Source organism: Mycobacterium sp. NGS39, from assembly GCF_059812765.1.
The window spans coordinates 178,120-204,310 of the sequence record NZ_JCALDH010000003.1; the positions used below are offsets into that span (position 1 = coordinate 178,120).

25 protein-coding genes and 2 tRNA genes are annotated in these 26,191 nt (G+C 67.1%); 21 read left to right on the plus strand and 6 right to left on the minus strand.

The annotated features are described in order from the left end of the window. The 5 genes from AC5Y39_RS05525 to AC5Y39_RS05545 are packed head-to-tail and all read left to right on the plus strand — an operon-like array spanning nucleotide 1 to nucleotide 4,456. Nucleotides 1-873 carry a DUF58 domain-containing protein gene (locus AC5Y39_RS05525; RefSeq protein ID WP_500016254.1) on the plus strand — a complete coding sequence of 291 codons (873 nt, stop codon included), beginning with the start codon at nucleotides 1-3 and terminating at the stop codon, nucleotides 871-873. After that, on the plus strand, nucleotides 863-1,342 hold the full coding sequence (locus AC5Y39_RS05530) for a hypothetical protein (RefSeq protein WP_500016255.1): 480 nt from the start codon (nucleotides 863-865) through the stop codon (nucleotides 1,340-1,342). The genes AC5Y39_RS05525 and AC5Y39_RS05530 overlap by 11 nt, the downstream gene beginning before the upstream one ends. Further along, a complete protein-coding gene (locus AC5Y39_RS05535) occupies nucleotides 1,333-2,427 on the plus strand; it encodes a vWA domain-containing protein (protein ID WP_500016256.1) in 1,095 nt (364 codons plus the stop codon). The genes AC5Y39_RS05530 and AC5Y39_RS05535 overlap by 10 nt, the downstream gene beginning before the upstream one ends. Next, the gene (locus tag AC5Y39_RS05540) at nucleotides 2,424-3,491 is read left to right on the plus strand and encodes a vWA domain-containing protein (RefSeq protein WP_500016257.1); all 1,068 of its coding nucleotides are present in this window, start codon (nucleotides 2,424-2,426) and stop codon (nucleotides 3,489-3,491) included. The genes AC5Y39_RS05535 and AC5Y39_RS05540 overlap by 4 nt, the downstream gene beginning before the upstream one ends. Continuing rightward, nucleotides 3,488-4,456 carry a hypothetical protein gene (locus tag AC5Y39_RS05545; RefSeq protein WP_500016258.1) on the plus strand — a complete coding sequence of 323 codons (969 nt, stop codon included), beginning with the start codon at nucleotides 3,488-3,490 and terminating at the stop codon, nucleotides 4,454-4,456. Before AC5Y39_RS05540 ends, AC5Y39_RS05545 begins: the two co-directional genes overlap by 4 nt. Before the next feature lie 4 nt (nucleotides 4,457-4,460). On the opposite strand, the gene AC5Y39_RS05550 is transcribed toward AC5Y39_RS05545, so the two are convergent. Next, entirely contained in the window at nucleotides 4,461-5,120 is a 660-nt protein-coding gene (locus AC5Y39_RS05550; protein WP_500016259.1) for an ACT domain-containing protein, read from the minus strand. A 71-nt stretch (nucleotides 5,121-5,191) separates the two neighbouring features. Here AC5Y39_RS05550 and gatC point away from each other — a divergent pair, with 71 nt between their 5' ends. From gatC to AC5Y39_RS05565, 3 genes are all read left to right on the plus strand, one after another. Then, nucleotides 5,192-5,494, plus strand: coding sequence for an Asp-tRNA(Asn)/Glu-tRNA(Gln) amidotransferase subunit GatC (gene gatC / locus AC5Y39_RS05555; RefSeq protein WP_499907993.1), 303 nt, complete (start codon nucleotides 5,192-5,194; stop codon nucleotides 5,492-5,494). Further along, nucleotides 5,491-6,972 (plus strand): Asp-tRNA(Asn)/Glu-tRNA(Gln) amidotransferase subunit GatA, encoded by a 1,482-nt coding sequence (gene gatA / locus AC5Y39_RS05560; protein WP_500016260.1) that lies wholly within the window; start codon nucleotides 5,491-5,493, stop codon nucleotides 6,970-6,972. The genes gatC and gatA overlap by 4 nt, the downstream gene beginning before the upstream one ends. A gap of 96 nt (nucleotides 6,973-7,068) precedes the next feature. Next, nucleotides 7,069-8,100: an ATP-dependent 6-phosphofructokinase gene (locus AC5Y39_RS05565; protein ID WP_499907995.1), complete on the plus strand. Its 1,032-nt coding sequence runs from the start codon at nucleotides 7,069-7,071 to the stop codon at nucleotides 8,098-8,100. 22 nt (nucleotides 8,101-8,122) lie between these two features. Here the strand turns inward: AC5Y39_RS05565 and AC5Y39_RS05570 are convergent, their stop codons facing one another. Further along, nucleotides 8,123-8,839, minus strand: coding sequence for an NAD(P)-dependent oxidoreductase (locus AC5Y39_RS05570; protein ID WP_500016261.1), 717 nt, complete (start codon nucleotides 8,837-8,839; stop codon nucleotides 8,123-8,125). A 56-nt stretch (nucleotides 8,840-8,895) separates the two neighbouring features. Here AC5Y39_RS05570 and AC5Y39_RS05575 point away from each other — a divergent pair, with 56 nt between their 5' ends. Continuing rightward, nucleotides 8,896-9,369, plus strand: coding sequence for a MarR family winged helix-turn-helix transcriptional regulator (locus tag AC5Y39_RS05575; RefSeq protein ID WP_500016262.1), 474 nt, complete (start codon nucleotides 8,896-8,898; stop codon nucleotides 9,367-9,369). Between the two features lie 24 nt (nucleotides 9,370-9,393). Continuing rightward, nucleotides 9,394-10,896 (plus strand): Asp-tRNA(Asn)/Glu-tRNA(Gln) amidotransferase subunit GatB, encoded by a 1,503-nt coding sequence (gene gatB / locus AC5Y39_RS05580; protein WP_500016263.1) that lies wholly within the window; start codon nucleotides 9,394-9,396, stop codon nucleotides 10,894-10,896. Here the strand turns inward: gatB and AC5Y39_RS05585 are convergent. Further along, nucleotides 10,893-12,014 carry a PQQ-dependent sugar dehydrogenase gene (locus tag AC5Y39_RS05585; RefSeq protein ID WP_500016264.1) on the minus strand — a complete coding sequence of 374 codons (1,122 nt, stop codon included), beginning with the start codon at nucleotides 12,012-12,014 and terminating at the stop codon, nucleotides 10,893-10,895. The genes gatB and AC5Y39_RS05585 overlap by 4 nt on opposite strands. A gap of 146 nt (nucleotides 12,015-12,160) precedes the next feature. Here AC5Y39_RS05585 and AC5Y39_RS05590 point away from each other — a divergent pair, with 146 nt between their 5' ends. Beyond that, nucleotides 12,161-13,021, plus strand: a complete 861-nt coding sequence (locus AC5Y39_RS05590; RefSeq protein WP_500016265.1) for a DoxX family protein — start codon at nucleotides 12,161-12,163, stop codon at nucleotides 13,019-13,021. 9 nt (nucleotides 13,022-13,030) lie between these two features. Here AC5Y39_RS05590 and AC5Y39_RS05595 read toward each other — a convergent pair whose 3' ends face one another. Next, the gene (locus AC5Y39_RS05595; protein ID WP_500016266.1) at nucleotides 13,031-13,435 is read right to left on the minus strand and encodes a PH domain-containing protein; all 405 of its coding nucleotides are present in this window, start codon (nucleotides 13,433-13,435) and stop codon (nucleotides 13,031-13,033) included. Nucleotides 13,436-13,657: 222 nt separating this feature from the next. Between AC5Y39_RS05595 and AC5Y39_RS05600 the strand changes: the two genes are divergently transcribed. The 3 genes from AC5Y39_RS05600 (at nucleotide 13,658) to ilvC (ending at nucleotide 17,121) form a co-directional block, all read left to right on the plus strand. Beyond that, nucleotides 13,658-15,508, plus strand: coding sequence for an acetolactate synthase large subunit (locus AC5Y39_RS05600; RefSeq protein ID WP_500016267.1), 1,851 nt, complete (start codon nucleotides 13,658-13,660; stop codon nucleotides 15,506-15,508). Nucleotides 15,509-15,574: 66 nt separating this feature from the next. Further along, complete coding sequence (ilvN, locus tag AC5Y39_RS05605; RefSeq protein WP_500016268.1) at nucleotides 15,575-16,078, plus strand: acetolactate synthase small subunit; 504 nt, start codon at nucleotides 15,575-15,577, stop codon at nucleotides 16,076-16,078. 41 nt (nucleotides 16,079-16,119) lie between these two features. After that, nucleotides 16,120-17,121 carry a ketol-acid reductoisomerase gene (ilvC, locus tag AC5Y39_RS05610; RefSeq protein ID WP_500016479.1) on the plus strand — a complete coding sequence of 334 codons (1,002 nt, stop codon included), beginning with the start codon at nucleotides 16,120-16,122 and terminating at the stop codon, nucleotides 17,119-17,121. Nucleotides 17,122-17,146: 25 nt separating this feature from the next. Here the strand turns inward: ilvC and AC5Y39_RS05615 are convergent, their stop codons facing one another. Next, nucleotides 17,147-18,595: a phytoene desaturase family protein gene (locus AC5Y39_RS05615; protein ID WP_500016269.1), complete on the minus strand. Its 1,449-nt coding sequence runs from the start codon at nucleotides 18,593-18,595 to the stop codon at nucleotides 17,147-17,149. Nucleotides 18,596-18,625: 30 nt separating this feature from the next. On the opposite strand from AC5Y39_RS05615, the gene serA reads away from it, so the two are divergent. Together serA and AC5Y39_RS05625 are read left to right on the plus strand one after the other, a co-directional pair. Further along, nucleotides 18,626-20,212, plus strand: coding sequence for a phosphoglycerate dehydrogenase (gene serA / locus AC5Y39_RS05620; RefSeq protein ID WP_500016270.1), 1,587 nt, complete (start codon nucleotides 18,626-18,628; stop codon nucleotides 20,210-20,212). Further along, nucleotides 20,209-21,219: a 3-isopropylmalate dehydrogenase gene (locus tag AC5Y39_RS05625; protein ID WP_500016271.1), complete on the plus strand. Its 1,011-nt coding sequence runs from the start codon at nucleotides 20,209-20,211 to the stop codon at nucleotides 21,217-21,219. Before serA ends, AC5Y39_RS05625 begins: the two co-directional genes overlap by 4 nt. A 5-nt stretch (nucleotides 21,220-21,224) precedes the next feature. On the opposite strand, the gene AC5Y39_RS05630 is transcribed toward AC5Y39_RS05625, so the two are convergent. Further along, complete coding sequence (locus tag AC5Y39_RS05630; RefSeq protein WP_500016480.1) at nucleotides 21,225-22,391, minus strand: MFS transporter; 1,167 nt, start codon at nucleotides 22,389-22,391, stop codon at nucleotides 21,225-21,227. Between the two features lie 144 nt (nucleotides 22,392-22,535). On the opposite strand from AC5Y39_RS05630, the gene AC5Y39_RS05635 reads away from it, so the two are divergent. From AC5Y39_RS05635 to AC5Y39_RS05655, 5 genes are all read left to right on the plus strand, one after another. Beyond that, on the plus strand, nucleotides 22,536-23,315 hold the full coding sequence (locus AC5Y39_RS05635) for a fumarylacetoacetate hydrolase family protein (protein WP_500016272.1): 780 nt from the start codon (nucleotides 22,536-22,538) through the stop codon (nucleotides 23,313-23,315). Then, nucleotides 23,312-24,778: a glutamate--tRNA ligase gene (gene gltX / locus AC5Y39_RS05640; protein WP_500016273.1), complete on the plus strand. Its 1,467-nt coding sequence runs from the start codon at nucleotides 23,312-23,314 to the stop codon at nucleotides 24,776-24,778. The genes AC5Y39_RS05635 and gltX overlap by 4 nt, the downstream gene beginning before the upstream one ends. A 94-nt stretch (nucleotides 24,779-24,872) precedes the next feature. Next, nucleotides 24,873-24,944 (plus strand) — tRNA-Gln (locus AC5Y39_RS05645). A 62-nt stretch (nucleotides 24,945-25,006) separates the two neighbouring features. Then, nucleotides 25,007-25,079 (plus strand) — tRNA-Glu (locus tag AC5Y39_RS05650). Between the two features lie 137 nt (nucleotides 25,080-25,216). Next, on the plus strand, nucleotides 25,217-26,191 hold the full coding sequence (locus tag AC5Y39_RS05655) for a DUF222 domain-containing protein (protein WP_500016274.1): 975 nt from the start codon (nucleotides 25,217-25,219) through the stop codon (nucleotides 26,189-26,191).

Genomic DNA, 26,191 nt, shown 5'->3' on the forward strand with positions numbered 1-26,191 from the left:
ATGACCAAGCTGCTCAACCGCGCTCGAACCCACTTCGGCACGGACACCAAAGGCCTGCTGGAGGGCGGACACTACGCGCTGCTGCACACCCGCACCCTCGAGTTCGACGAGCTGCGCCCCTACGTCGCCGGCGACGACGTGCGTGACATCGACTGGAAGGCGTCGGCGCGATCGCGCTGTGTGCTGGTCAAGCGGTTCGTCACCGAACGCCACCACAAGATCGTGCTGGTGGCGGACGCCGGGCACAACATGTCGGCACTCGCGCCCAGCGGTGAGGTCAAGCGCGATGTCGCCGTCAACGTGATGGGCGCTATCGGGCTGATCGGGATCAGCCGGCACGACGAGATCGGCATGGTGGTCGGCGACACCCGCGGCTCGGCGCGAATTCCGAACCGGCGCGGCGAAACCCACGTGGAAAGCATGCTGGCGCGATTCGTCGGCCTGGCCGCATCGCCGTCGGCCGGCAGCGACGTCATCCAGCAATTGACCTACGTGCGCAACAACTTTCGTAAGCGACTGGTGCTGGTTGTGGTGTCGGACGAACCGGAGATCTCCGATCGGCTGGCGGGGGTTGTGTCCGACCTCGTCAGTCGCCACGACGTCTATTGGGCACTGATCGCCGACATGCCGGCGGTCGGCACCCCCGCGGAAGATCACGACGGATACGACGTGGCCAGCGGCCGATACGTACTCAACGGCGCCACGCTGGGTCCGCGCGTGGTGCACGCCTACCATGCCGCCGAACAAGCACGGACCGCCGCACTGGACGATTTCCTGACCGGGCATCGCATCCGCCACGCCAGGATCACCGGCAGCGGCAGCATCCGCAGCGGCGTCGTCGCACTGACTGCGGGGAACCGCCGTGCCGACTGACCGCGATCTACTGCGCTACATCGGCGCTCCGCTGCCGTACTCCCCGTGGTGGTTTGTCGCGGCAGGGTTGGTGGTCGCCGCAGTGCTGCTGTGGTGGTCGGTGATCTATGTCTGGACACTGCCGCCGGTTACGCTGCGGCGGCTTCCCGTCTTGCGTGCCATCCACGGCCGGGTGCTGCGCCGCAAGTTCGTCTCGGCCATCGGGCGCATCCGCGCCGATCACCGCGCCGGGCACATTCCCACGCGGGAAGCCTGCGCGGCAATCAGCCGCACGCTGCGCAGCTTTCTATCCGTCGCAACGGGTGTTCGGGCTCAGTATCTGACGCTCGACGAGATCAGCGCCGGGCCGCTGGCGCCCGCTGCGCCGGTGATGGCGGTTCTGGTGGACGGCCAGTTTGTCGCCGACGCGGCTGTCGACGTCGACGCGGTCGGGCGCTCGGCCGAGCAGGTGATCACCGCGTGGACCTGAGGTGGTGGCCGCTGCTGGCCGTCGGCGTAGTCGTCCTTGCCGGATGCATTGTGGCGGCTGCCATGAGCCCGATGACCAAGGCGCAGCGGTGGCTGCGGCCGTTGGCCAACGTCGAACGCCTGACCCGGCTGCCGGCATACCGCCGCGTGTATCGCACGTACTTCCTGTCGGTACTGATCACCGGCGTGCTGCTGGTCACGTTGTTTGCGGCCGCGTTGCTGGCGGCGTCGCGGCCACAGGGCTATTCGGCGACCGTGCGTGAATTCGACGCCCTCTTCCCGGAGGACATCATGCTGTGTGTCGGCCAACCCGTCACCGACCCGGCGACGGCTGATTTTCTGCAGTACTTCGCCCGTGCCGCAAAGGGATTCACCGACCAACGGCTGGGCGTGACGTCGCCGACACTGCGGGTGGTGCCGCTTACCCGCGACCACGACTTCGTGTCCCGCCGGCTCGACGAGTTCGCGAAACTACCTGCGCTGCAAGCTGATTACCAGGCCCACCGGCCGATGTCGGATGCCGACGTGCAGGCGCTCGATGCCGGCATCACGCGATTCTCCAGAACAGTGACCTACGTGGACTACGCCCGTAGCGTCGAAGACGTTCTGGCGCTGTGCATCACGGGCTTCCCACGGCCCGAGGACAAGGGCACTCACCGCCGCTCGATCGTCTACCTCGGATACAGCGCGTTCCACGGCCCCGACGAGCGCAGGCCGTCGCTGTACACCGCCGAGCAGGTGTCCGAGATGGCCGCCAGACAAGGCGTCCAGGTCAACGCGATCGCTCGCGCCGACGCCCCGAACCTGCCGTCAGGCGCCGACGACACCCTGAAGGGCATCACTGCGGGTACCGGCGGAAAGTTCTTCTCGTACAACCCTGTTGGCACGCAGGGTAGTGAGGGAACGGCGAACGGGTCGCCGCTGGCAGGACATCTCGACGAGATCCGCAGTCACCCGCCGGAAGCGGTCACTCCCGGCGGCAAGACGATCTCTGCGCGCAGCTGGGACGCGCCGAACACGGTGCTGCTGATCACGGTGGTGTGCGGGGCGCTACTGGCGACCTCATTGGCGGTGTTGCGCCGATGACGTTTCTTCCCATTGCGCGCCCGGAGCTGCTTTTCGCGCTGACCGGTCTGGTGCTGGTGATCCGGATGGTCGCCCTGTACCGGGTGCTGGTGCGCACCGGACGCGGCGGGTACCGGCGCGTCGTATTGCGCTGGAGCGGGCTGACTTTGGCGCTTCTGCTGGTGTTCTTCGCGGCGTTCCGCCCCGGTCTGGAACCTGGCGAACGGGGCCCGCAGACGCGACAGAACGCCGTCGCCGATCCGGACGTCAACGTGTTCTTGGTGATCGACCGGTCGGTCGATTCGCGGGTCGAGGACTACGCGCCCGAACAATCGAGGATGTCCGCGATCCGGGCCGATGCGCTCGCGCTGGCTGACGAGTTCCCGCGTGCGCGGTTCGCGGTGATCGGGTTCTCGGCCAAGGCTGCGCTGGAATGGCCGCTCTCCGACGATCTTTGGAGCCTGCGGTCTATGCTCAAAGGCCTCTCGCCCTACATCGTCGTTCCGCGCGACGCCGTCCACCGGGTCAATTCGGGCGCCGCCGCGCAAGAGCTCTCCAGTCAGCTGGAGCTGGCCCACAAGCTCTATCCGGGTTCGCACAATGTGGTGTTCTACTTCGGCGAAGGTGCCGGCGGCTCGGACGCGAGCCAGACCGCGTTCACTCCGCCCGACGGTGCAATCGCGGGTGGCGCGGTGCTCGGATACGGAACGGAGGCGGGCGGCCTCATCCCGGTGGGCATCGGCGCGAATGGAGCGCTCTACGCCGTCGACGAACAGACGCGGCAACCGGTGGTGTCGGCGATCGACGAGACGCGGCTCAAGACCGTCGCCACTCACCTCGGCGTGCCGTACTTCCACAGGTCGCCTCAGAACAACATCGCGATGGTGGTTCCGTCGTTGCCGCCGCCCGCCGGCGATGCCGCAGCTCAGATATCCGAGCGCATCCGCGTCATCGAACGCACCGAGCTGTACTGGGTATTCACCCTGCTGGCATGCGCGTTGCTTCTCGTCGAGGTCGTTGCCACTGTGCGCGAATTCCGCCGCAACCGGTTGAGTCACACCCTCTCGGCGAAAGTGACGCGATGATACTGCGCAGAGCCGACGGGTCGCCGCTGTCCCGCATCGGGCTGTGGTTGCAGTCGGGGCCGTCGCGGCGCAGGCTGCGTCGGCGTCTCTTCCTGTACTCCGCACCCCTGGTGGTGGTGATGCTCGCCGCAACGGGTGTGATGATCACCCTGGTGATCAAAAGCAGTTCTGCGCGAGACGATTTCGCGCAGCACAACCTCGACGCCTTGCGCTCGGACGTCTCGATGTTGCAGACCTTCGCGATCATCGAACCCGCCAAAGCCGGCTTCGCCGACGGGGACCTCAAGCTTCTCGAGGGCCGGTTGACCGACGCGGAGAAGGCGTTCGCCCGGGCGCTGACCCGCGTGGCCGGGCAGCAGTCGTGCCCGATCCGTATCAACCTGGTGTTGGTGCGAGAAACGTTGGGGGACAGAGCCGTCGGGGACCGCGATACGAAAGCAGCCGAGCCTTGGTACGAACAGGCCCGGGCGGTGGTTGCCGACGCTCCTGCGGGCTGCTTTCGCGACAGCACCGATCCCAACAGCGAACGTCGGGCCCTGCTGACCGATACCCCGGACCGACTGGACCGCAAGATCGCCGCTTTGACGACGCCGCCACCACCGCCCGCCGCGCCGCCTCAGCCGCCGCAAGCGCTTCCGCCGCAGCCGCCAGCTACCTCGCTGACTCCCACGTCTGCGCCGATTCCCGAACCACCGAGTGCACCCACGTCGCCGCCGACATCGCCGCCGGCCGCGCCGCCCCCAGCGCCCGCACCGGGATCGAACGGGCCGGTGGTCGGCCCGAGCGACTCTGCACCCGACCCGCAGGGGCCGAGCGTGCTCAACGGCGTCTCGCCGGACCGCTTACCGCTTGTCGACGGACAGTCGCCGGCCGCCAACAAACTCGAGCCAGGCAGCGGCGACCCGCTCGACAAGCTAAGGGTGCTGCTCGACGACGCCAACGCGTCCGGCGACAACAGCGAGTGACGGCCTAGCGCAGGATCGTCGCGACGATGCCGGCCAGATAGCCCAGCCGGGCCACCTCCGACGGCCGGAAATCCGGACCGCCGGGCCGGCCGAGCAGCACCGCGCAGTTCGGGTCGCCCAGCGGCGCAGCGGCCAGAGTGGTGTCCATGTCACGCCATACCTGCGGCACCCAGTCGGCGGTGCCGTCCAGCGCTGCCGGGTGCTCGAGCGGCAGCCACGGCGCCTCCTCGGCGACCGTCTCGGGAGAGCTCGGACTGCCGACGATCCGCTCGAAGCCGTGGTCGTGCAACCGCACCACCGTGCACCAGCCGACGCGCAGCACTCGCGGCGCCTCGTCGGCGAGGATCTGCAACTTGCCGCGCCGGTCCCGTCCCGCCGCGACGCGATCGATCAGCTCCAATTCGCGGTGCGCCTCCAGCAGCCCGGTGTGCGGCCGGATGCTGTCCACGCGAACGCCGTTGAGCGCTTCTGCCGCGGTGATCAGCGTGTCGGGCATCGCGCCGGGCGGCAGGTCGACGACGAGGTCGTCGATGGCCAGGCCGGAGAGTCGCTCGACCACGTCGAGCGACAGGATGTCGGCGCCCACCGAGCCGAGCGCCACAGCCAGGGAGCCGAGGCTGCCCGGTCGGTCGACCAGCTGGACTCGCAGCAGATAGGAAGGCACGGCCAACACTGTCGCACAGCAGCCTTGGCCAAGCAGGCCGGGCGAGGGGCGCCTGACTAGGCTGTCCGAACGTGGCTCAACAGATTTCTCGCGACGAGGTGGCCCGTCTGGCCAAACTGGCGCGCCTTGCGCTGACGGACACCGAGCTGGACAGCTTCGCCGGACAGCTCGACGCGATCTTGGGCTACGTCAGCCAGGTTCAAAGCGTCGACGTCACCGACGTCAAACCCACCGGGAACCCGCTCAAGGACGTCAACGTCACTCGCCCTGACGTCGTCGAGCCGTGCCTCACTCAGGAGCAGGCGTTGGCCGAGGCGCCCGAGGCTGTCGACGGGCGGTTCGCGGTGCCGCGGATCTTGGGGGAGCCGCAGTGAGCGAGCTGATTCGTCTGGATGCCGCGACGCTGGCCGAAAAGATTGCGAGCGGTGAGGTGTCGTCGGTGGAGGTGACGCAGGCCTGCCTCGACCAGATCGAGGCGACCGACCACCGCTACCACGCGTTTTTGCACGTTGCCGCCGACGGGGCGCTGGCCGCGGCCGCCCGCGTGGACGCCGCGGTGGCCGCAGGTGAGGCGCTGCCGTCGGCGCTGGCGGGAGTGCCGCTGGCGCTCAAGGACGTGTTCACCACCACCGACATGCCGACGACATGCGGCTCGAAGATTCTCGAGGGCTGGCGCTCGCCATACGACGCGACGGTCACGCAGCGGTTGCGTGCGGCGGGCATTCCGATCCTCGGCAAGACCAACATGGACGAGTTCGCGATGGGCAGTTCGACCGAGAACTCGGCGTTCGGTCCCACCCGCAACCCGTGGGACGTCGAACGCGTGCCGGGTGGCTCAGGCGGTGGCAGCGCAGCAGCGCTGGCGGCCTTCCAGGCGCCGTTGGCGATCGGCACCGACACCGGCGGCTCCATCCGCCAGCCGGCCGCGCTGACCGCGACCGTCGGCGCCAAGCCCACCTACGGCACGGTGTCGCGATACGGATTGGTGGCGTGCGCGTCGTCGCTGGATCAGGGCGGTCCGTGCGCGCGCACCGTGCTGGACACCGCGCTGCTGCACGCGGTGATCGCCGGGCATGACCACAAAGACTCGACGTCGGTAGAAGCCGAGGTTCCCGACGTCGTCGCCGCGGCGCGAGCGGGCGCGGCAGGCGATCTGACCGGCGTGCGCATCGGCGTGGTGAGCCAGCTGCGTGGTGACGGCTACCAAGCGGGCGTGCTGGAGTCGTTCAACGCGGCGGTCGAGCAGCTGACGAAGCTCGGTGCGGAGGTCAGCGAAGTGTCCTGCCCGCATTTCGCGCATGCGCTCGCGGCGTACTACCTGATCCTGCCGTCGGAGGTGTCGTCGAATCTGGCCCGCTTCGACGCCATGCGCTACGGCTTGCGCGTCGGCGACGACGGCACCCGCAGCGCCGAAGAGGTGATGGCGCTGACACGCGCGGCAGGCTTCGGCCCAGAAGTCAAGCGGCGCATCATGATTGGCACCTACGCATTGTCGGCCGGCTATTACGACGCGTACTACAACCAGGCGCAGAAGGTGCGCACGCTGATTGCGCGGGACTTGGATGCGGCGTACCAGAAAGTCGACGTGCTGGTGTCGCCGACCACGCCCACCACGGCGTTCCGGCTGGGGGAGAAGGTCGACGATCCGCTGGCGATGTACCTGTTCGACCTCTGCACGCTGCCGCTGAACCTGGCCGGACACGCGGGGATGTCGATGCCGTCGGGCTTGTCGCCCGACGACGGGCTTCCGGTGGGACTTCAGATCATGGCGCCGGCGTTGGCCGACGACCGGCTCTACCGGGTGGCAGCCGCTTACGAGGCCGCCCGCGGCCCGCTGCCGACCGCGATCTGACGCCGACGAGCAGACACCGAATCGCATAATCCCGCGCTCGGTAATGCGATTCTGCGTCTGCTCGCGCATGCCCGGGGCAGGTAGCAAGATGGCCACATGCGCATTGGGATTCTCACCGGCGGCGGCGACTGTCCGGGCTTGAACGCGGTGATCCGCGCGGTGGTACGCACGTGCGACTCCCGCTACGGCTCCTCGGTGGTCGGCTTTCTGGACGGGTGGCGCGGGCTGCTCGAGGACCGCAGAGTCCAGCTGCACAACGACGACCGCAACGACCGGCTGCTGGCCAAGGGCGGCACCATGCTGGGCACCGCGCGGGTGCATCCCGACAAGCTGCGCGCCGGCCTCGACCAGATCAAGCAGACGCTCGACGACAACGGCATCGACGTGCTGATCCCGATCGGCGGCGAAGGCACATTGACCGCCGCCCACTGGTTGTCCGAAGAGAACGTGCCCGTCGTCGGCGTCCCGAAGACCATCGACAACGACATCGACTGCACCGACGTGACATTCGGCCACGACACCGCGCTGACCGTCGCCACCGAGGCCATCGATCGCCTGCACTCCACCGCCGAGTCACATCAACGGGTCATGCTCGTCGAGGTGATGGGCCGCCACGCCGGCTGGATCGCGCTCAACGCGGGACTGGCATCCGGCGCTCACATGACGCTGATCCCTGAGCAACCGTTCGACGTCGAAGAGGTCTGCCGACTGGTCAAACGGCGCTTCCAGCGCGGGCAGTCGCATTTCATCTGTGTGGTCGCCGAGGGTGCCAAGCCGGCTGCGGGCTCGATGAAGTTGGCGGAGGGCGGCATCGACGAGTTCGGCCACGAGAAGTTCACCGGGGTGGCCGCGCAGCTGGCCGTCGAGGTGAACAAGCGCATCAACAAGGAAGTGCGGGTGACCGTGCTCGGGCATGTGCAGCGCGGCGGTACGCCCACTGCGTACGACCGCGTGCTGGCCACCCGCTTCGGCGTCAACGCCGCCGACGCCGCGCACGCCGGCGAGTACGGGATGATGGTGTCGCTTCGCGGGCAGGACATCGGGCGGGTGCCGTTGGCCGACGCGACGCGGCAGCTCAAGCTGGTGCCGCAGAGCCGCTACGACGACGCGGCGGCGTTCTTCGGCTAGGGTCTCAGCTTGCGCGTCGAGGTCACTCGCTCTTGAAGGCTTCGCGGCGGATCATCTGCCAGATTGTCGGGGTGCCTTCAGTGGTCGAAACGATCACGGCCTTGCCGACCGTGCCGGCATCGCCTGCCAGCCTGGTCATGTAGTCGGCGAGGTCGATACGGGCGGTGAAGCCGCCCACCGGTTCGACTTCGCCCGCAATGTATTTCGTCGGACCATCGGTGTCGAACAGGCCCGATGGCCGCACGATCGTCCAGTCCAGGCCGCTTTCACGGACGATGTCTTCCATGCGGCGCTGGTCATCGTAGGTGCTCTTGCCGATGGTGCGCTTGATGATCGGCTCGACAATCCGCAGTGCAAACGGGTTGTCGATACGGTTCGGATAACGGTGTGCGCCTGTCGAACTCACCACGACGAGTCGTCGCGGTCCGTTCTGCTTCATGGCGGCGATGATGTTCTGCACGCCCACCGAGTACGTGTCTATGGGACGCGTGCTGAACGGCACGCCCAAGGTCGACAACACAGCGTCGGCGCCATCGATCACCTCGACGATTGAGGCGGCGTCGCGGACGTCGGCGGCCGCGACGGTCAGCGCGGCGTCGGTGATCGGAAAGTCGTCCGGGTGACGGGTCACTGCCACGGCGGCGTGACCGCCGTCGAGCACGCGCTGGGTGAGCAGCCGTCCGGTCTTCCCGTTGGCGCCGAATATCGCGATCTTCACATCGCCTCCTTCATTAGTCACAGACTGTTGATTATCATATTAGTTGATAATCATCCCGGGGTGCTAGCGTTTGGATCATGAGCGAGCCATCGACCGGCATCTCCGAGCTACATCAACGGATCCCCTTCCTGCTGTCACAGCTCGGCGTCTACCTCGCCGAAGACTTCGCCCGCAGACTGGAACCGTTCAGGGTCCGGCCGCGCACCTACGCGGTGCTGATGTCACTGAATGCCGACGACGGACAGTCGCAGCGCGAGCTGTCGACCCGGCTCGGCATTCATCGCAACGTGATGGTGAGCGTCATCGACGAGCTGGAGCACCAGGGGCTGGTCAAGCGGATGCCCCACCCGGCCGATCGGCGGGCATTCGCCGTCACCCTGACCGACAAGGCCCGCGATCTGCTGCCTTCGCTCGATGCGCAGGGTCGCGCACAGGAGGACGAGATCACTGCGACGCTGACGGCCGCGGAACGCAAGACCGTGCTGCGTCACCTGCAGAAAATGTCGGCCGCAGCCGGACTCATCCCGGGTGTGCACCCCAAACTCGGGTAAGCGCACCGAACTAGACTCGGCCACATGACTGTCGCCGCTCCCGACCTGCTCGACTACGACGACGTCGTGGCGCGCTTCGAGCCGGTGCTCGGCCTCGAGGTGCACGTCGAGCTGTCGACGGCCACGAAGATGTTCTGCGGCTGTCCGACCACGTTCGGCGCCGAACCCAACACCCAGGTGTGCCCGGTCTGCCTAGGGATGCCGGGGGCTCTGCCCGTGCTTAACGAGGCCGCGGTGGAGTCGGCGATCCGCATCGGGCTGGCACTGAACTGCGACATCGTCGATTGGTGCCGGTTCGCCCGGAAGAACTACTTTTATCCGGACATGCCGAAGAACTACCAAATCTCTCAGTACGACGAGCCGATCGCGGTCGACGGCTATCTCGACGTGCCGCTGGACGACGGCAGCACCTTCCGGGTCGGCATCGAGCGCGCGCACATGGAAGAAGACACCGGCAAGCTGACCCATCTGGGCAGTGAGACGGGTCGCATCGCGGGAGCCACGCAGTCGCTGCTGGACTTCAACCGCGCCGGCGTGCCGCTGATCGAGATCGTCACCAAACCGATCGTCGGCGCCGGTGAGCGGGCGCCGGAGATCGCACGGGCCTACGTGACGGCACTGCGAGATTTGTTGCGCGCGTTAGGCGTTTCCGATGTGCGGATGGACCAGGGTTCGCTGCGCTGCGACGCCAATGTCTCGCTGATGCCAAGGGGCGCAGCAGAATTCGGTACTCGCACCGAAACGAAGAACGTGAATTCGCTGAAGAGCGTCGAGGTCGCAGTGCGCTATGAGATGCGCCGGCAGGCCGCGATCCTGACCGCCGGCGGACGCGTGCACCAGGAGACACGGCACTTCCACGAAGACGGCTACACCTCGCCGGGCCGCAGCAAGGAATCCGCCGAGGACTACCGGTATTTTCCGGAGCCGGACCTCGAGCCCGTCGCGCCCAGTGCAGACCTGGTGGCGAAGCTACGGGATACGCTGCCCGAGCTTCCGTGGTTGCGGCGCAAGCGAATTCAGCAGGAGTGGGGCGTCTCCGACGAAGTGATGCGCGACCTGGTCAACGCCGGAGCCGTCGAGCTCGTCGCCGCGACCGTCGAGCACGGCGCGTCCAGCGAGTCCGCCCGGGCGTGGTGGGGCAACTTCCTGGTGCAGAAGGCCAACGAGGCGGGAATTCCACTCGACGCGTTGCCGATCACGCCGGCGCAGGTGGCCGAGGTGGTCAAGCTGGTCGACGACGGCAAGCTGTCGAACAAGCTGGCGCGCCAGGTCGTCGAAGGTGTGTCGGCCGGTGAGGGCGAACCCGAGCAGGTGATGAAGGCCCGCGGGCTGGAGCTGGTGCGCGACGACTCGGCGCTGCAGGCCGCGGTCGACGAGGCGCTGGCCGCCAATCCCGACGTGGTCGAGAAGATTCGCGGGGGCAAGGTACAAGCGGCCGGCGCGATCGTCGGCGCGGTGATGAAGGCCACGAAAGGCCAGGCCGACGCGGCCCGGGTGCGCGAGCTGGTGCTCGCCGCCTGCAGTTAGACCAGGTCGTCCTTCGGCCGCGGGAAGCCGCCGCCGGTCTTGAACAACGGGAACACCACGTCGTCGAGCTTCATCGCGTCGCCGAACGTCTTGTTCACGGTCGCGCCCCAGATGTTGCCGTCCGGCGAGACGGCCAGCGCCCAGGCGTGCCCGTGCTCGTCTTGACGCATGACTTCCGGCTCGCCTGTCACCGCGCCCGACTCCGGCGCCATCCGCACGGCGACGGTTTGCTTGGTGTTGACCAGATTCACCAGAATCGTGCCGGCCAGCGCCGCACACCCCGCCACGCCCGGCTTGTCCGGCCACGTCCACACGGTGGAGGTCTTCGAGTCGGCGGTGATGCGCTGCAACCGGTCTGCGGTCGGCGTGCGGTCGGTGACGTACAGCGACCCGTCGGTCGGGTCGGTGCACAGCCCGCCGGCCGACCCCATGTTGGACATCGCGGTGGTAATCGGAGCCTGGTTGACGGTGGTCGGCTGCTCGATTCGGATGAGCTTGCCTGCAAGCGAATCCGGATCGGCGGCCAGTGCCGGATTACCGGCATCACCGGTGAGCACCACCAGCGTCGTGGGGCTGGTGAAGATCAATGCACCGGTGTTTCCGTTGGCGCCCTTGGGAATTCCGGTGAGGATGTCCTTGGGCACGTCACCGTCGGCGATCCGGATCACGCGGTTGTCAGTGGGGGTGCTGACGTACGCGTACATCAGTCGGTCTTGGGCGTAGGTCGGCGACAACACGATGTCCATCAGGCCGCCGTCACCGGAACCGTCGACCGGGAGCACGACTTTGACCTTGGGCTCGGCGTTCACGGACACCTCTTTGACCGCGCCGGTGGTGCGCTCGGCCACCAGCGCCGACTTGCTGTCCGGCAACATGATCAGCCCGCTGGTGGATTCCAGGCAGCCCTGCATGACCCCGGGCGCGGGGCACTGTTTGGGGAACGGGTTGTCCGGCAGCGGGGGAGGCGGCGGCGGGCTGCTGGTAGGCGGCGCCACCAACTTGGGTTCGGTGGTGAACGGCTGCGACGCGGCGTCGTCGAACCGGGCGCAACCGCTGACTACCAGCGCGGCAGCAAGCGTCGTCGCCAGTACCGCTCGCACCGGTCCGCGCATCCGCATGCCCGCCAGGTTACGGACCGCCGGGGCGGGCCCGCCACGCCGACACCCTTCCCGCGGAACCCTCGCAGGCCTCGGACTGGTAAAGGTGCGGTGACGGCCCGGCACCAATCCACGGATCGGGGGTGACTTGCCCTTACCCTGGCCCAATGCACCCGCATGACTCGCGCGCATGGCAACGGCCGGACAATGCGTCCCAGGCTTCTGCTCTTCGCTCAAGCGGCTCATCGCAGCCCTCGCGCCCCGCTTCGGCCCGCCTAGTCGACCCCGAAGACGACCTGCCGTCAGCCACATACGGTGGCGACTTCGAAACCACCACGATCCCGCACTACAACTCCGTCGATTCGGTTCCCTCGGGACTTCAGCTGCTCGCCGACCCGGAACCATTGCCGTACGTCGACCCTGACGGGTCGGGCCGGCACGGCGCGGTGCAGTCGGCAACAGAGTTCGACGACGACGTCGACCCGCGCGTCGCGGCGGCCGGCCGGCGCGGCACTCAAGACCTGGGCCTGCTGCTGTTGCGGGCAGCGATCGGGGCGATCCTGATCGCGCACGGACTGCAGAAAGCGTTCGGTCTCTGGGGCGGTCAGGGGCTCGACGGTTTCAGGAACTCGCTGAGCGACATGGGATATCAGCACGCCGGCCTGCTGACCTACCTGGCGGCGGGCACGCAGCTGTCCGCCGGGGTGCTGCTGATTCTCGGCTTGTTCACGCCGTTGGCCGGAGCTGCCGCACTGGCGTACCTGGTCAACGGGCTGGCGGCCAGCGTCGCGATGCAATACGACGCCGGCTACATCGGCTTCTTCCTCCCCGACGGCAACGAGTATCAGCTGCTTCTCATCGTGACGACGGCGGCCGTGATCCTGGCCGGTCCGGGCCGTTACGGACTGGACGCCAGCCGTGGCTGGGCGCGCCGGCCGTTCCTCGGGTCACTCGGGGCCCTGATTCTCGGGATCGGCGTGGGAGTGGGCACCTGGATCCTGCTCAACGGCAGCAACCCCCTCACCTGACCCGCTCTTTCAACCCGCGACTGAGCCGTACGGGTTCGGCACCCGCCCGCCGCTGACCTGCGCCAGCAGCGGCAGCGTGGAGAACGTGACTGCGGGCAGCCGCAACTGCTCGCCCGAGGTCAGCTCGGCCCGTGCCCAGGAGCCCTTGACGAAGCGCAGTCCCTTGACGTCCGACCAAGGCACAGTGCGAGAGCCCACAAGCGTGCGGGCCGTGACCGTCTGTGCGTCGGCCACCGTACGCAGCCGCACGATCATCACCGACGCGAGCACCGGGAGCGCCAGCAGCGGTGCGGTCAGCGGCGCGGCGAGCACCACGGCCAGCAAGCCGACCGCGGCGAAAGCAGAGGCCACATGCGCCATCGGCGAAAGCCGCAGCACGACCTGCGCGGGGTGGTCAGGGTCGTCGGTGCTCATTGCGCCATCATCCCACCAGCGGTCGAATTTGACGGTTGACCAGTGCGGAAGCTAACGTCGGAGGCTATGCAGGCCCATGGATTGCTCGTAGTAATTGGTCGGCGCGTCTGTGCATAGCCGGTTATAGCGAGCATCCACCGACGCGCAACCCTCGCAGCAGCTGACGCTGACGGGGGTTTTTTCTTGCCCATCGCCGAATTCAACAGGACTGAAGAGGACATCGTGAGCGCACCTACCACGCGACCGCAGGAGTGGTCCGCGGCCGAGCATCCGCCCAACGGCGGGGCCGACGCGGCGGGCCATCGTGCCGCCACCACGAAAAAAGTTGCGCCGCAACAACTCACGGGAGCTCAAGCGGTTGTGCGCTCTCTCGAGGAGCTGGGCGTCGACGTGATCTTCGGAATCCCAGGCGGCGCAGTGCTTCCGGTGTACGACCCGCTGTTCGATTCGCGCAAGCTGCGCCACGTGCTGGTGCGCCACGAGCAGGGTGCCGGCCACGCCGCCAGCGGCTACGCCCACGTGACCGGACGTGTCGGTGTGTGCATGGCCACCTCCGGCCCCGGTGCCACCAACCTGGTCACCCCGATCGCCGACGCGCAGATGGACTCCATTCCCGTCGTGGCGATCACCGGTCAGGTCGGGCGGTCGATGATCGGCACGGACGCCTTCCAGGAGGCGGACATCTCGGGCATCACGATGCCGATCACCAAGCACAATTACCTGGTCAACAACGGCGACGACATCCCGCGCGTGATCGCCGAGGCGTTCCACATCGCGTCGTCGGGCCGGCCGGGCGTGGTGCTCGTCGATATCCCGAAGGACGTGCTGCAGGGCCAGTGCACGTTCAGCTGGCCGCCGGCGATGGAGCTGCCCGGCTACAAGCCGACCACCAGACCGCACGCCAAGCAGATCCGGCAAGCGGCCAAGCTGATCGCGGCTGCTCGCAAACCGGTCCTGTACGTCGGCGGCGGTGTGATCCGCGGCGACGCCAGCGCCGAGCTGCGGGAACTGGCGGAGCTGACCGGCATCCCGGTGGTCACCACGCTGATGGCGCGCGGCGCGTTCCCCGACAGCCATCCGCAGCATCTGGGCATGCCGGGTATGCACGGCACCGTCGCCGCAGTGGCGGGTCTGCAGCGCAGCGACCTGATCATCGCGCTCGGCGCCCGCTTCGACGACCGCGTCACCGGCAAGCTGTCGTCGTTCGCGCCGGAGGCCAAGGTGATTCACGCCGACATCGACCCGGCCGAGATCGGCAAGAACCGCAACGCCGACGTGCCGATCGTCGGTGACGTCAAGGCGGTCATCATCGAGCTCACCGAGGCACTGCGCAAGCTGGGCCACCGCGGCGATATCCATGACTGGTGGACGTACCTGCAGGGCGTGCAGCGCACGTATCCGCTCAGCTACGGTCCGCAGAGCGACGGCAGCCTCAGCCCCGAGTACGTGATCCAGACGCTGGGCAAGATCGCCGGACCTGATGCCGTGTACGTGGCCGGTGTGGGGCAGCACCAGATGTGGGCAGCGCAGTTCATCTCCTACGAGAAGCCGCGCACCTGGATCAACTCCGGTGGCCTCGGCACCATGGGCTACGCCATCCCCGCGGCGATGGGCGCCAAGCTGGCGCGCCCCGACGCCGAGGTCTGGGCGATCGACGGCGACGGATGCTTCCAGATGACCAATCAGGAGCTGGCCACCTGCGCTATCGAGGGCGCGCCGATCAAGGTCGCCATCATCAACAACGGCAACCTGGGCATGGTGCGCCAATGGCAGACGCTGTTCTACGACGAGCGTTACAGCCAAACCGATTTGGCCACCCACTCGCACCGCATCCCCGATTTCGTGAAGCTGGCCGAGGCGCTGGGTTGTGTCGGATTGCGGTGTGAGCGTGAAGAAGACGTGGCCGACGTGATCCAGCAGGCGCGTGCGATCAACGACCGGCCGGTGGTGATCGACTTCATCGTCGGTGCCGACGCCCAGGTGTGGCCGATGGTCGCGGCCGGCACGAGCAACGACGAAATCCAGGCGGCACGCGGCATCAGGCCGCTCTTCGACGAGGAGGACCTGGTCTGATGAGCGCTTGCGCGAAGAAGCAAGAACAGTGCATGAGCCGCTTGCGCGAAGAACATGGAGCTTGAGATGGCCATCTCCACCCACACTTTGAGCGTGCTCGTCGAAGACAAGCCCGGTGTGCTCGCCCGCGTCGCCTCGCTGTTCTCGCGACGCGGTTTCAACATCCAGTCACTGGCCGTCGGTGCCACCGAGCAGAAGAACCTGTCGCGGATGACGATCGTCGTGGCCGTCGAGGACATGACGATCGAGCAGGTGAGCAAGCAGGTTCACAAGCTGATCAACGTCATCAAGGTGGTCGAGCAGGATCCCGCGAACTCGGTCGACCGTGAGCTGGCCATGATCAAGGTGCGCGCCGATACGGGCACCCGTAGTCAGGTCATCGAGGCGGTAAACCTGTTCCGCGCCAAGGTCATCGACGTATCGACTGAGTCGTTGATCATCGAATGCACCGGCACGCAGGAAAAGCTCGACGCGCTGCTGCGCGTGCTCGAGCCGTACGGCATCCGGGAGATCGTCCAGTCCGGTGTGGTCTCCATGACCCGTGGTCCGCGCAGCATCACCCAGCGGTAAGCAGACAAACAGAAAGAGAAATTGCACTGATGGCAGTTGAGATGTTCTACGACGACGACGCTGACCTGTCGATCATCCAGGGCCGCAAGGTCGGCGTCATCGGCTACGGCAGCCAGGGTCACGCGCACTCGCTGAGCCTGCGCGATTCGGGCGTGGACGTGAAAGTCGGTCTGCGCGAAGGCTCTAAGTCGCGGGAGAAGGTCGCCGAGCAGGGTTTGGAGGTCGGCTCGCCGGCTGAGGTGGCCAAGTGGGCCGACGTGATCATGCTGCTGGCGCCCGACACCGCGCAGGCGGACATCTTCTCCAGCGACATCGAGCCACATCTCGAAGACGGCAATGCGCTGTTCTTCGGGCACGGACTGAACATTCACTTCGGGCTGATCAAGCCGCCCGCGAACGTGACCGTCGGCATGGTGGCGCCCAAGGGGCCGGGCCACCTGGTGCGCCGCCAGTTCGTCGACGGCAAGGGTGTGCCGTGTTTGGTTGCGGTGGAACAGGATCCGAAGGGCGAAGGTCTGGCTCTGGCGCTGTCGTACGCGAAAGGCATCGGCGGTACCCGTGCGGGCGTCATCAAGACGACGTTCAAGGACGAGACCGAGACAGACCTGTTCGGTGAGCAGGCGGTGTTGTGCGGCGGCACCGAGGAACTGGTGAAGACCGGCTTCGACGTGATGGTCGAGGCAGGGTATGCACCCGAGCTGGCGTACTTCGAGGTGCTGCACGAGTTGAAGCTGATCGTCGACCTGATGTACGAGGGCGGCATCGCGCGGATGAACTATTCGGTGTCCGACACCGCCGAATTCGGCGGGTACCTGTCGGGCCCGCGGATCATCGACGCGGCCACCAAGGAGCGAATGAAGCAGATCCTGGCCGAGATTCAGGACGGCACGTTCGTCAAGAAGCTGGTCGCCAACGTCGAGGGCGGCAACAAGGAGCTCGAGGAACTGCGCAAGCGCAATGCCGAGCACCCCATCGAAGTCACCGGTAAGAAGCTGCGCGCGCTGATGAGCTGGGTGGACCGGCCGCTGACGGACACCGCGTAGGCGGTGCCTCGTGGATTTCGGTGCGCTAGCGTGCGTTGAGCGCCGGTAAGCGCACCGCAATCGCTTTGATGCCGAATTCGCGGCGCAGCGCCGTGCGGGCGGCGTAGTAGCCCGACATGCCGTGCACCCCAGCGCCCGGCGGCGTCGCCGAGGAGCACAGGTACACACCGGGAAGCGGTGTGGACCAAGGGTTCACGCGTGCCACCGGCCCGGCGAGCGCACGCCACGCGTCATTACCGCCGACGGCGATGTCGCCGCCGACGTAGTTCGCGTTGTGGGTGACCATCTGCGCGGCAGGCACGCTGCGGGCGGCGACGACGACGTCGCGGAACCCCGATGCAAAGCTCTCGACGACGGCGGTGACGGCCTCGGTTTGGTCCACCGTCGAGCCCGCCGGCACATGAGCGTAGGTCCAGAACGGCCGTCGGCCGGCGTCGTCGATGCGCGACCGATCAACTACATGAGGTAGTGCTGCGAGCACCATCGGCCGCTCGGCATGCCGGCCTGCGGCCACTTGCGCCTCGGCGTAGGCCATGTCGGCGCGGTCGCCGCCGAGGTGAAAGGTGGCCGCCGATGCCAGCCGCGGGTCCGACCACGGCACGTCGTCGTTCAGTACGAAATCGACCTTGGCCACGCCCGACCCGAAACAGTACTGCCGCAAGCTCTTTGCGTACCGCGACGGCAGCCGCGAACCGTAGATTCTCAGCAGTGCGGTCGGTGCCGTGTCGAACAGCACGACGCCCTCTGGTGGCTCGGTCACCTCCGCATCGGTGGTCAGCACCCCGCCGTGCTCCCGCAGATCAGCGATCAACGCGTCGGCGATCGCTTGGCTGCCGCCGACCGGTATCGGCCAGCCCACCGAGTGTCCGAGGCTGGCGAGCAGCATCCCGGCAGCCGCCGATGTGATCGAGGGCAGAGGCGAAATCGTATGTGCCGCAACGCCAGTGAACAACGCCTCAGCATCGCGGCCGGCGAAGGTGGCGTTCCATGCGGAAGTACCCTGCCACGCCATTCGCACCCCGAGCCGCAGCAGCGTCAGCGGATCCGTGGGCAGCGACCGCTTGTCGCCGAGCAGGAACTCGACCACGCTGTCGGCTCGGCGCACCAGCGGTTCCAGCAGCCGCCGCCACGACTTGCCGTCGTCGAGCCCCTCGGCGGTGCGGTCGAGATCGCGGTAGGCGATCGCAGCGGGCCGGCCGACGAACGGGTTCGCGTACGAGATTTCCGGCACTTGCAGCTTCACGCCCCGAGCGGTCAGGTCGAAGTGCGCGAAGAACGGTGACCCCAGCGCCAGCGGATGCACCGCCGAGCAGACGTCATGGGAAACGCCGGGGTAGTCGGGGTCGACGAGCGTGCGGGCGCCGCCTCCGAGCGTCGGTTGCGCCTCCAGTACCTGCACCGACAGCCCTGCGCGTGCACAGACGACAGCTGCTGCCAACCCATTGGGGCCACTGCCCACCACGGTCACGTCCACCCGCCAAGTAGACCCTATTAGGCTGGCCGAGTGAGCCTGCCTGTTGTGTTGATCGCCGACAAACTCGCCGAATCCACTGTCGCCGCGCTGGGCGACGAGGTCGAGGTCCGCTGGGTCGACGGACCCAACCGCGAAAAGCTGCTGGCCGCCATTCCCGAGGCCGACGCACTGCTGGTGCGCTCGGCCACCACGGTCGACGCCGAGGTACTCAATGCCGGCACCAAGCTCAAGATCGTCGCGCGTGCCGGAGTCGGCCTGGACAACGTCGACGTCGAAGCCGCCACCGCGCGCGGCATCCTCGTCGTCAACGCGCCGACGTCGAACATCCACAGTGCCGCCGAGCATGCGATCGCGCTGCTGCTGGCGGCCGCGCGGCAGATCCCGGCAGCCGACGCCTCGCTGCGCGAACACACCTGGAAGCGCTCGTCGTTCAACGGCACGGAGGTCTTCGGTAAGACGGTCGGCGTGGTGGGACTCGGCCGTATCGGCCAGCTCGTCGCTCAGCGCCTCGCGGCGTTCGGCACCAAGGTGGTGGCTTACGACCCGTACGTGTCGCACGCGCTGGCCGCCCAGCTGGGGATCGACTTGCTGACCCTCGACGAGCTGTTGGCGGTGGCCGACTTTATTTCGGTGCATCTTCCGAAAACCCCTGAGACCGCGGGGCTGATCGGTAAGGAGGCGCTGGCGAAGACCAAGCCGGGCGTGATCATCGTCAATGCCGCGCGCGGTGGACTGGTCGACGAACAGGCACTGGCCGAAGCCATCGCGAGCGGACATGTTCGCGGCGCCGGGCTCGACGTCTTCGCGAAAGAGCCGTGCACCGACAGCCCGCTCTTCGACCTGCCGCAGGTCGTGGTCACGCCGCACCTCGGCGCGTCGACGGTCGAGGCGCAGGACCGCGCCGGCACCGACGTCGCCAGGAGCGTGAAGCTCGCCCTTGCAGGCGAATTCGTGCCCGACGCGGTGAACGTCGGCGGGGGCGTGGTCAGCGACGAAGTGGCGCCGTGGCTGGACCTGGTGCGCAAGCTCGGACTGCTGGTCGCGGCGTTGTCGCCCGAACTGCCGGCATCGGTATCGGTTCAGGTGCGCGGTGAGCTGGCGTCCGAAGATGTTGGGGTGCTTCGGCTTTCGGCACTGCGCGGCCTCTTCTCCGCCGTGATCGAGGATCCGGTGACGTTCGTCAACGCGCCGGCGCTGGCGGCCGAGCGCGGTGTGGAAGCAAGCATCAGCACCGCACCGGAAAGCCCGAACCACCGCAGCGTCGTGGACGTGCGTGCGGTCACCGCCGACGGTTCTGTGGTCAACGTCGCCGGGACCCTGTCGGGCCCGCAGCTGGTGCAGAAAATCGTCCAGATCAACGGCCGCAACTTCGATCTGCGGGCAGAGGGCGTGAACTTGATCATCAACTACGTCGACCAGCCCGGAGCGCTCGGGCGAATCGGCACGCTGCTGGGTGAGGCGAACGTCAACATCCATGCGGCGCAGCTGTCGGAGGACGCAGAGGGTCCGGGCGCGACGATCCTGCTGCGCCTCGACCAGCGCCCGCCCGACGAGGTGCTGTCGTCGATCGCGCCGGCCGTCGGCGCGAATCTGCTCGAGGTGGTGGACCTCTCGTGAAGCTGGCGATCATTGCCGGCGACGGGATCGGGCCGGAGGTCATCGGCGAGGCCGTCAAAGTGCTCGACGCCGTGGTTCCCGATGTCGAGAAAACGTACTACGACCTCGGCGCCCGGCGTTATCACGAAACCGGTGAGGTGCTGCCGGAATCGGTGCTCGACGAATTGCGCGGTCACGATGCGATCCTGTTGGGCGCCATCGGCGATCCGTCGGTGCCCAGCGGTGTGCTCGAACGGGGGCTGCTGCTCAAGATCCGCTTCGTGCTGGACCACCACATCAACCTGCGTCCCGCGCGGCTGTACCCCGGTGTGAGCAGTCCGCTGGCCAGCAAGCCGGACATCGATTTCGTGGTTGTCCGCGAGGGCACCGAAGGCCCCTACACCGGCACCGGCGGGGCGATTCGGGTCGGGACCCCGCACGAGATCGCCACGGAGGTGAGCGTCAACACCGCTTACGGTGTGCGCAGGGTGGTCCAGGACGCGTTTGCGCGGGCCGCGGGCCGCCGTAAACAACTGACTCTGGTGCACAAGAACAACGTGCTGACGTTCGCGGGCGATTTGTGGTGGCGGACGGTGCAGGAGATCGGCCAGGAGTATCCCGACGTCGAAGTGGCCTATCAGCACGTCGATTCCGCGACGATCCACCTCGTCACCGATCCCGGTCGGTTCGACGTGATCGTCACCGACAACCTGTTCGGCGACATCATCACCGACTTGGCGGCCGCTGTGTGCGGCGGCATCGGTCTGGCGGCCAGTGGCAACATCGACGCCACGCGCAAGAATCCGTCGATGTTCGAACCGGTGCACGGCAGCGCCCCCGACATCGCCGGCAAGGGGCTCGCCGACCCGACCGCCGCAGTGATGTCGATCGCGCTGCTACTCGACCACGTCGGTGAACCGGATGCTGCTGCGCGCGTGGACAAAGCGGTCGAGGGGCACCTGGCCAGCCGCGGCGACGCGACGTTTTCCACGACGGAGATCGGCGAGCGCATCCTGGCGCAGCTGTAGAGCGGTCAGCCGTTGGCTTCGGGCGGTGCCGTCGCCGCCGCCTTCACCGGAACCAGGGGCAGCGCAATCAACGGAAAGATCGCGCAGACTGCGAAGGCGAGGGGATAGCCGGCAGCGCTGATCAGGCCGCCGAACAGAGGCGGCGCGATGCCTGCCGTCAGCAACTGGCTGGTGTTCTGGGTGCCGAGCGCGCGGCCGCTCCAAAACGGGCCGGCAATCTCGGCGATCGCGGTGAACGCCAGGCCGTTGTCGCTGACCGTGATGACCGAGGCGACGATCATCACGGCGACCGCCAGCGGAGATCTCAGGTGGTCGGTGAGGGCCAACGCCGCCATGGCGGCCGCCGCGCCGACAGCGATCAAGCGGATGGGCCGAAGCCGCGATCCCACTCGGTCCGACCACCGGCCGGCCGCGATTCGGCCAGCAGCGCCGAGAACCTGCGCGACCGTGACCAGTACGCCTGCCGCGCCCGCCGACCAGCCCCGGTCAGTCATCAGCCAAACCAGCGTGAAGGTCCACACCACCACCTGCGGCACCACGAGAAGCACCGAGACCGCGTGGATGCGCCACAGGACCGAGGACTCCCGGTAGGGGTTGGCCAGGTCGCGCTGGGCCGCGTTCTCGCGCGGGGGGCGTGGCGGGTCCAGCACGCCCACGGCGCTGACCACCGCAGAGAGCGCGCACACGACCGCGGGAAACAGCAGGGCCGCGCCGATGCCTTGGCCATGCGCAAGCCGCGGAATTACCAACGCACCCAACGCAACTCCGAGCGGCTGTGCGGTCTGCCGAATCCCCATGGCCAGGCCACGCTGCTCAGCTGGGAACCAGCCGACGACCAGTCGCCCACTGGCAGAGTTGCTGCTCGCCGCCGCCATCCCGCCGAGCAACAGGAAAACGCCCATGAGTACCAGCCCGTGCGATGCGGCTGCGGCGAACGAGGCGGCCGCCGTCAAGGCCGAACCGACTGCGAGGACCAGTCGCTCACCGAGGCGGTCGACCGCGTATCCCCACGCGATCAGCGTGACGACCATGCCGATGCTGGGCATCGCGGACAGCAATCCGGCGTCGGCGAGGTCAAGTCCGCGACGTTCATGCAACGTCGGGATGAGGAAGGCGACGCCATTGATGAACACGTTGGCGAACATGGTCGACGACAACGCGATTGCGAGCATCGTCCAGCGTCGTGCGGTGCCGATCGAGTGGATGCTCACCGGCTTATCGTCGCACCGATGTCCCAAGATGCAGAATCGCCTTCTCGGTATGTGGACAGTAGAGGCCGACGCGGCGCATGCTCACCCGCCGTTAGGCTGTTCGGAATGCGCCTTGGTCGAATAGCCAGCCCGGACGGTGTCGCGTTCGTCGCGATCGAAGGGCACGATGCCGACGCGATCGCACGCGAGATCGCCGAGCATCCGTTCGGCACGCCGACGTTCACGGGCCGGCAGTGGCCGCTGGCGGACGTGCGACTGCTGGCGCCGATCTTGGCCAGCAAGGTGGTCTGCATCGGGAAGAACTATGCGGCGCATATCGAGGAGATGGGCGGCGGGCAGGTCGACGACCCGATCATCTTCATGAAGCCCAATACGGCGATCATCGGGCCGAACGTGCCGATCCAGCTGCCGGCGAACGCGGATCCGGTGCACTTCGAAGGTGAGCTGGCCGCCGTGATCGGGCGGCCGTGCAAGGACGTTCCCGCCTCGCGCGCCAGCGAAAACATCCTCGGCTACACCGTCGCCAACGACGTGACTGCGCGTGACCAGCAGCGCAAAGACGGACAGTGGACACGCGCCAAAGGCCATGACACGTTCTGTCCGGTCGGGCCGTGGATCGCCACGGATGTCGACCCGTCAGATCTGGCGATCCGTACCGAGGTGAACGGCGAGGTCCGTCAAGACAGCCGCACGTCGTTGATGATTCATGATGTCGGGGCGATCATCGAATGGGTGTCGGCAGTGATGACTTTGCTGCCCGGCGACCTGATTTTGACCGGAACACCCGACGGTGTGGGGCCGATCGAACACGGCGACACGGTCAGCGTGACAGTCGAAGGCATCGGGACATTGACGAATCCCGTTGTGCGCAAGGGGAACTCATGACCGTTAGGGTGCGTTTCTGTCCGTCGCCAACCGGGGTGCCGCATGTGGGGCTGATCCGCACCGCATTGTTCAACTGGGCTTATGCGCGGCACTGCGGCGGGGTGTTCGTGTTTCGGATCGAGGACACCGATGCCCAGCGTGACAGCGAGGAGAGCTACCTGGCGCTGCTCGACGCGCTGCGGTGGCTGGGTTTGGACTGGGACGAAGGGCCGGAGGTCGGCGGGCCGTATGGCCCGTACCGGCAGTCCGAGCGGCTCGAGCTCTACCGCGACGTCCTGCGCCGGCTGCTCGAGGCGGGGGAGGCATACGAGGCTTTCTCGACGCCCGAGGAGGTCGAGGCGCGACATGTGGCTGCCGGGCGCAATCCCAAACTGGGATATGACAATTACGACCGCGACTTGACCGAGTCGCAGCGTGCGGCGTACCGAGCGGAGGGTCGGCGCCCGGTGGTGCGGTTGCGCATGCCCGACACCGAGCTTGGCTGGCACGATCTGGTGCGTGGTGAGATGTCTTATGCCGGAGGAAGTATCCCGGACTTCGCGTTGACCCGGGGCACCGGAGAACCGCTGTACACGCTGGTCAATCCGGTCGACGACGCACTGATGAAGATCACCCATGTGCTGCGCGGAGAGGACCTCATGCCGTCCACCCCGCGCCAGATTGCGTTGTACCAGGCGCTGATGCGGATCGGCGTCGCAGATCGTCTGCCCGAATTCGGTCATCTGCCAACGGTTCTCGGCGAGGGCACGAAGAAGTTGTCCAAGCGCGACCCGCAGTCCAACCTATTCGCCCATCGCGAGCGTGGCTTCATTCCAGAAGGCCTGCTGAATTACCTTGCGCTGCTGGGCTGGTCGATTGCGCCGGACCGAGACGTGTTCACGCTCGCCGAGATGGTGTCTGCGTTCGACGTCGCCGACGTCAATGCGAACCCTGCCCGATTCGACCAGAAGAAGGCCGACGCGATCAACGCCGAGCACATCCGGCTGCTGGATCCCGACGATTTCACGGCGCGGCTGCGCGGTTTCTTCACCGAGCGCGGACTCGAATTGGGCGTTTCCGGGGAGCAGTTCGGCGAGGCGGCGCGACTGGTGCAGACCCGCATCGTCGTGCTCGGGGACGCGTGGGGATTGCTGAAGTTCTTGAACGACGACGCCTACGTCATCGAAGAGAAGGCCGCCGCTAAGGAGTTGGGCCCACCGGCCGGCCCGGTGCTGGACGCTGCGGTGTCGGCACTCGACGGGGTGGGGGACTGGTCGGTGGAGAACGTCGAGGCGTCGCTGAAGGGTGCGCTGGTCGACGGGCTGGGCCTCAAACCCCGCAAGGCGTTCGGTCCGATCCGGGTTGCGGTGACCGGCTCGACGATCAGCCCGCCGCTGTTCGAGTCGCTGGTGCTACTAGGGCGTGAGCGCAGCATGAAGCGGCTGCGCGACGCGCGGGGCCTGGTCGGCGACCCTGGGGAATGACGAGGCATCCCGAGACGTTTGGTAATCTGCACGACAGCCCGATGATCGCCGGTAAACTGCTCTTAGGTCTCTGACCAGCGATTATGGCCACCATTGGGGTATGGTGTAATTGGCAACACAGCTGATTCTGGTTCAGCCGTTCTAGGTTCGAGTCCTGGTACCCCAGCTCAATCGTGGATTAGTGTCCGCGTCGGTGCGTCGGCTATGCTGACAACCCGGATTGTTCACGGCCCCGTCGTCTAGCGGCCTAGGACGCCGCCCTCTCACGGCGGTAGCGTGGGTTCGAATCCCATCGGGGCTACAAAATTCGGCATTGCCGTCAGCGGCCACAGCATGACCATCTGACATTTCGGCCACCGCGAATCAGCTTTGTCCCCAGACCATTCCGGTTGTGGATGAGTGACTGCTGCTGTCGCGGTGAAGCGATAACATTCGCTCATGTGTTCGAATGCGGTACTTGCGGCGTTGGACCGGCTGGAAGCCGGGGCCGACGCGCTGGGCGGGCTGTCGTTCGACGCGTTGTCGGCGCTGGATTGTGTGGCGGTCACGGAGCGGCTCACGACGATCGCGCGCAAGTGTGCCGCACCGCAGTACGAACTGATCAACCAGCTCATCGAGCGGGCGGTGCCCGCCGATATCGGTGGGCCGCTTCCCCGGGTCCTGGCTGATCGACTCAAGATCCGCCCGGAGGCCGCGGGGCGGTTGATCAGGGATGCCCGACACCTCGGGCATCGGCGGTCGGTGACCGGTGAAGGGCTGCAACCGTGGTGGCCCACCACTGCCGCGCAGGTGCGCAACGGTGCGATCGGGGCCGAGCACGTGGCGGTGATCCATGGCTACTTTCATCAGCTGCCGGCCAGCGTGGGGTTCGACCAGCGTGAGCGCGCCGAGCAGATGCTAGCCACGATGGCCGCCGAGCTGCGCCCCGATCAACTGCAGAAGGCCGCCAATCACATGGCCGCACTGATCAATCCCGACGGTCACTTCTCCGACGCCGATCGCGCCCGTAAGCGCGGCTTTCGCTGGGGACGGCAAGGCTCCGATGGGATGACCAAGGGCACGCTGATCGCCGATCCGCAGCTGCGGGCGACGTTGGATGCGGTGATCGCCAAACTCGGCGCGCCGGGCATATGCAATCCGGCAGAGTCGACCCCCACAGTGGACGGTGAACCTCCCGAAGAGGCGGTGCGCCGTGATACCCGCAGCCGGGCGCAGCGGGCTCATGACGCGCTGACGGCGATGGGCCGCGCGGTGCTGGCGTCCGGCTCGCTGGGTCAGCACCGCGGGTTGCCCGCGACGATCATCGTGCGCACTACCGTGCAGCAGCTGGAGTCAGGAGCGGGGAGGGCCGAGACTGGTGGTGGCAGTTGGCTGCCGATCCGCGATGTCATCAAGATGGCCAGTGCGGCCTAG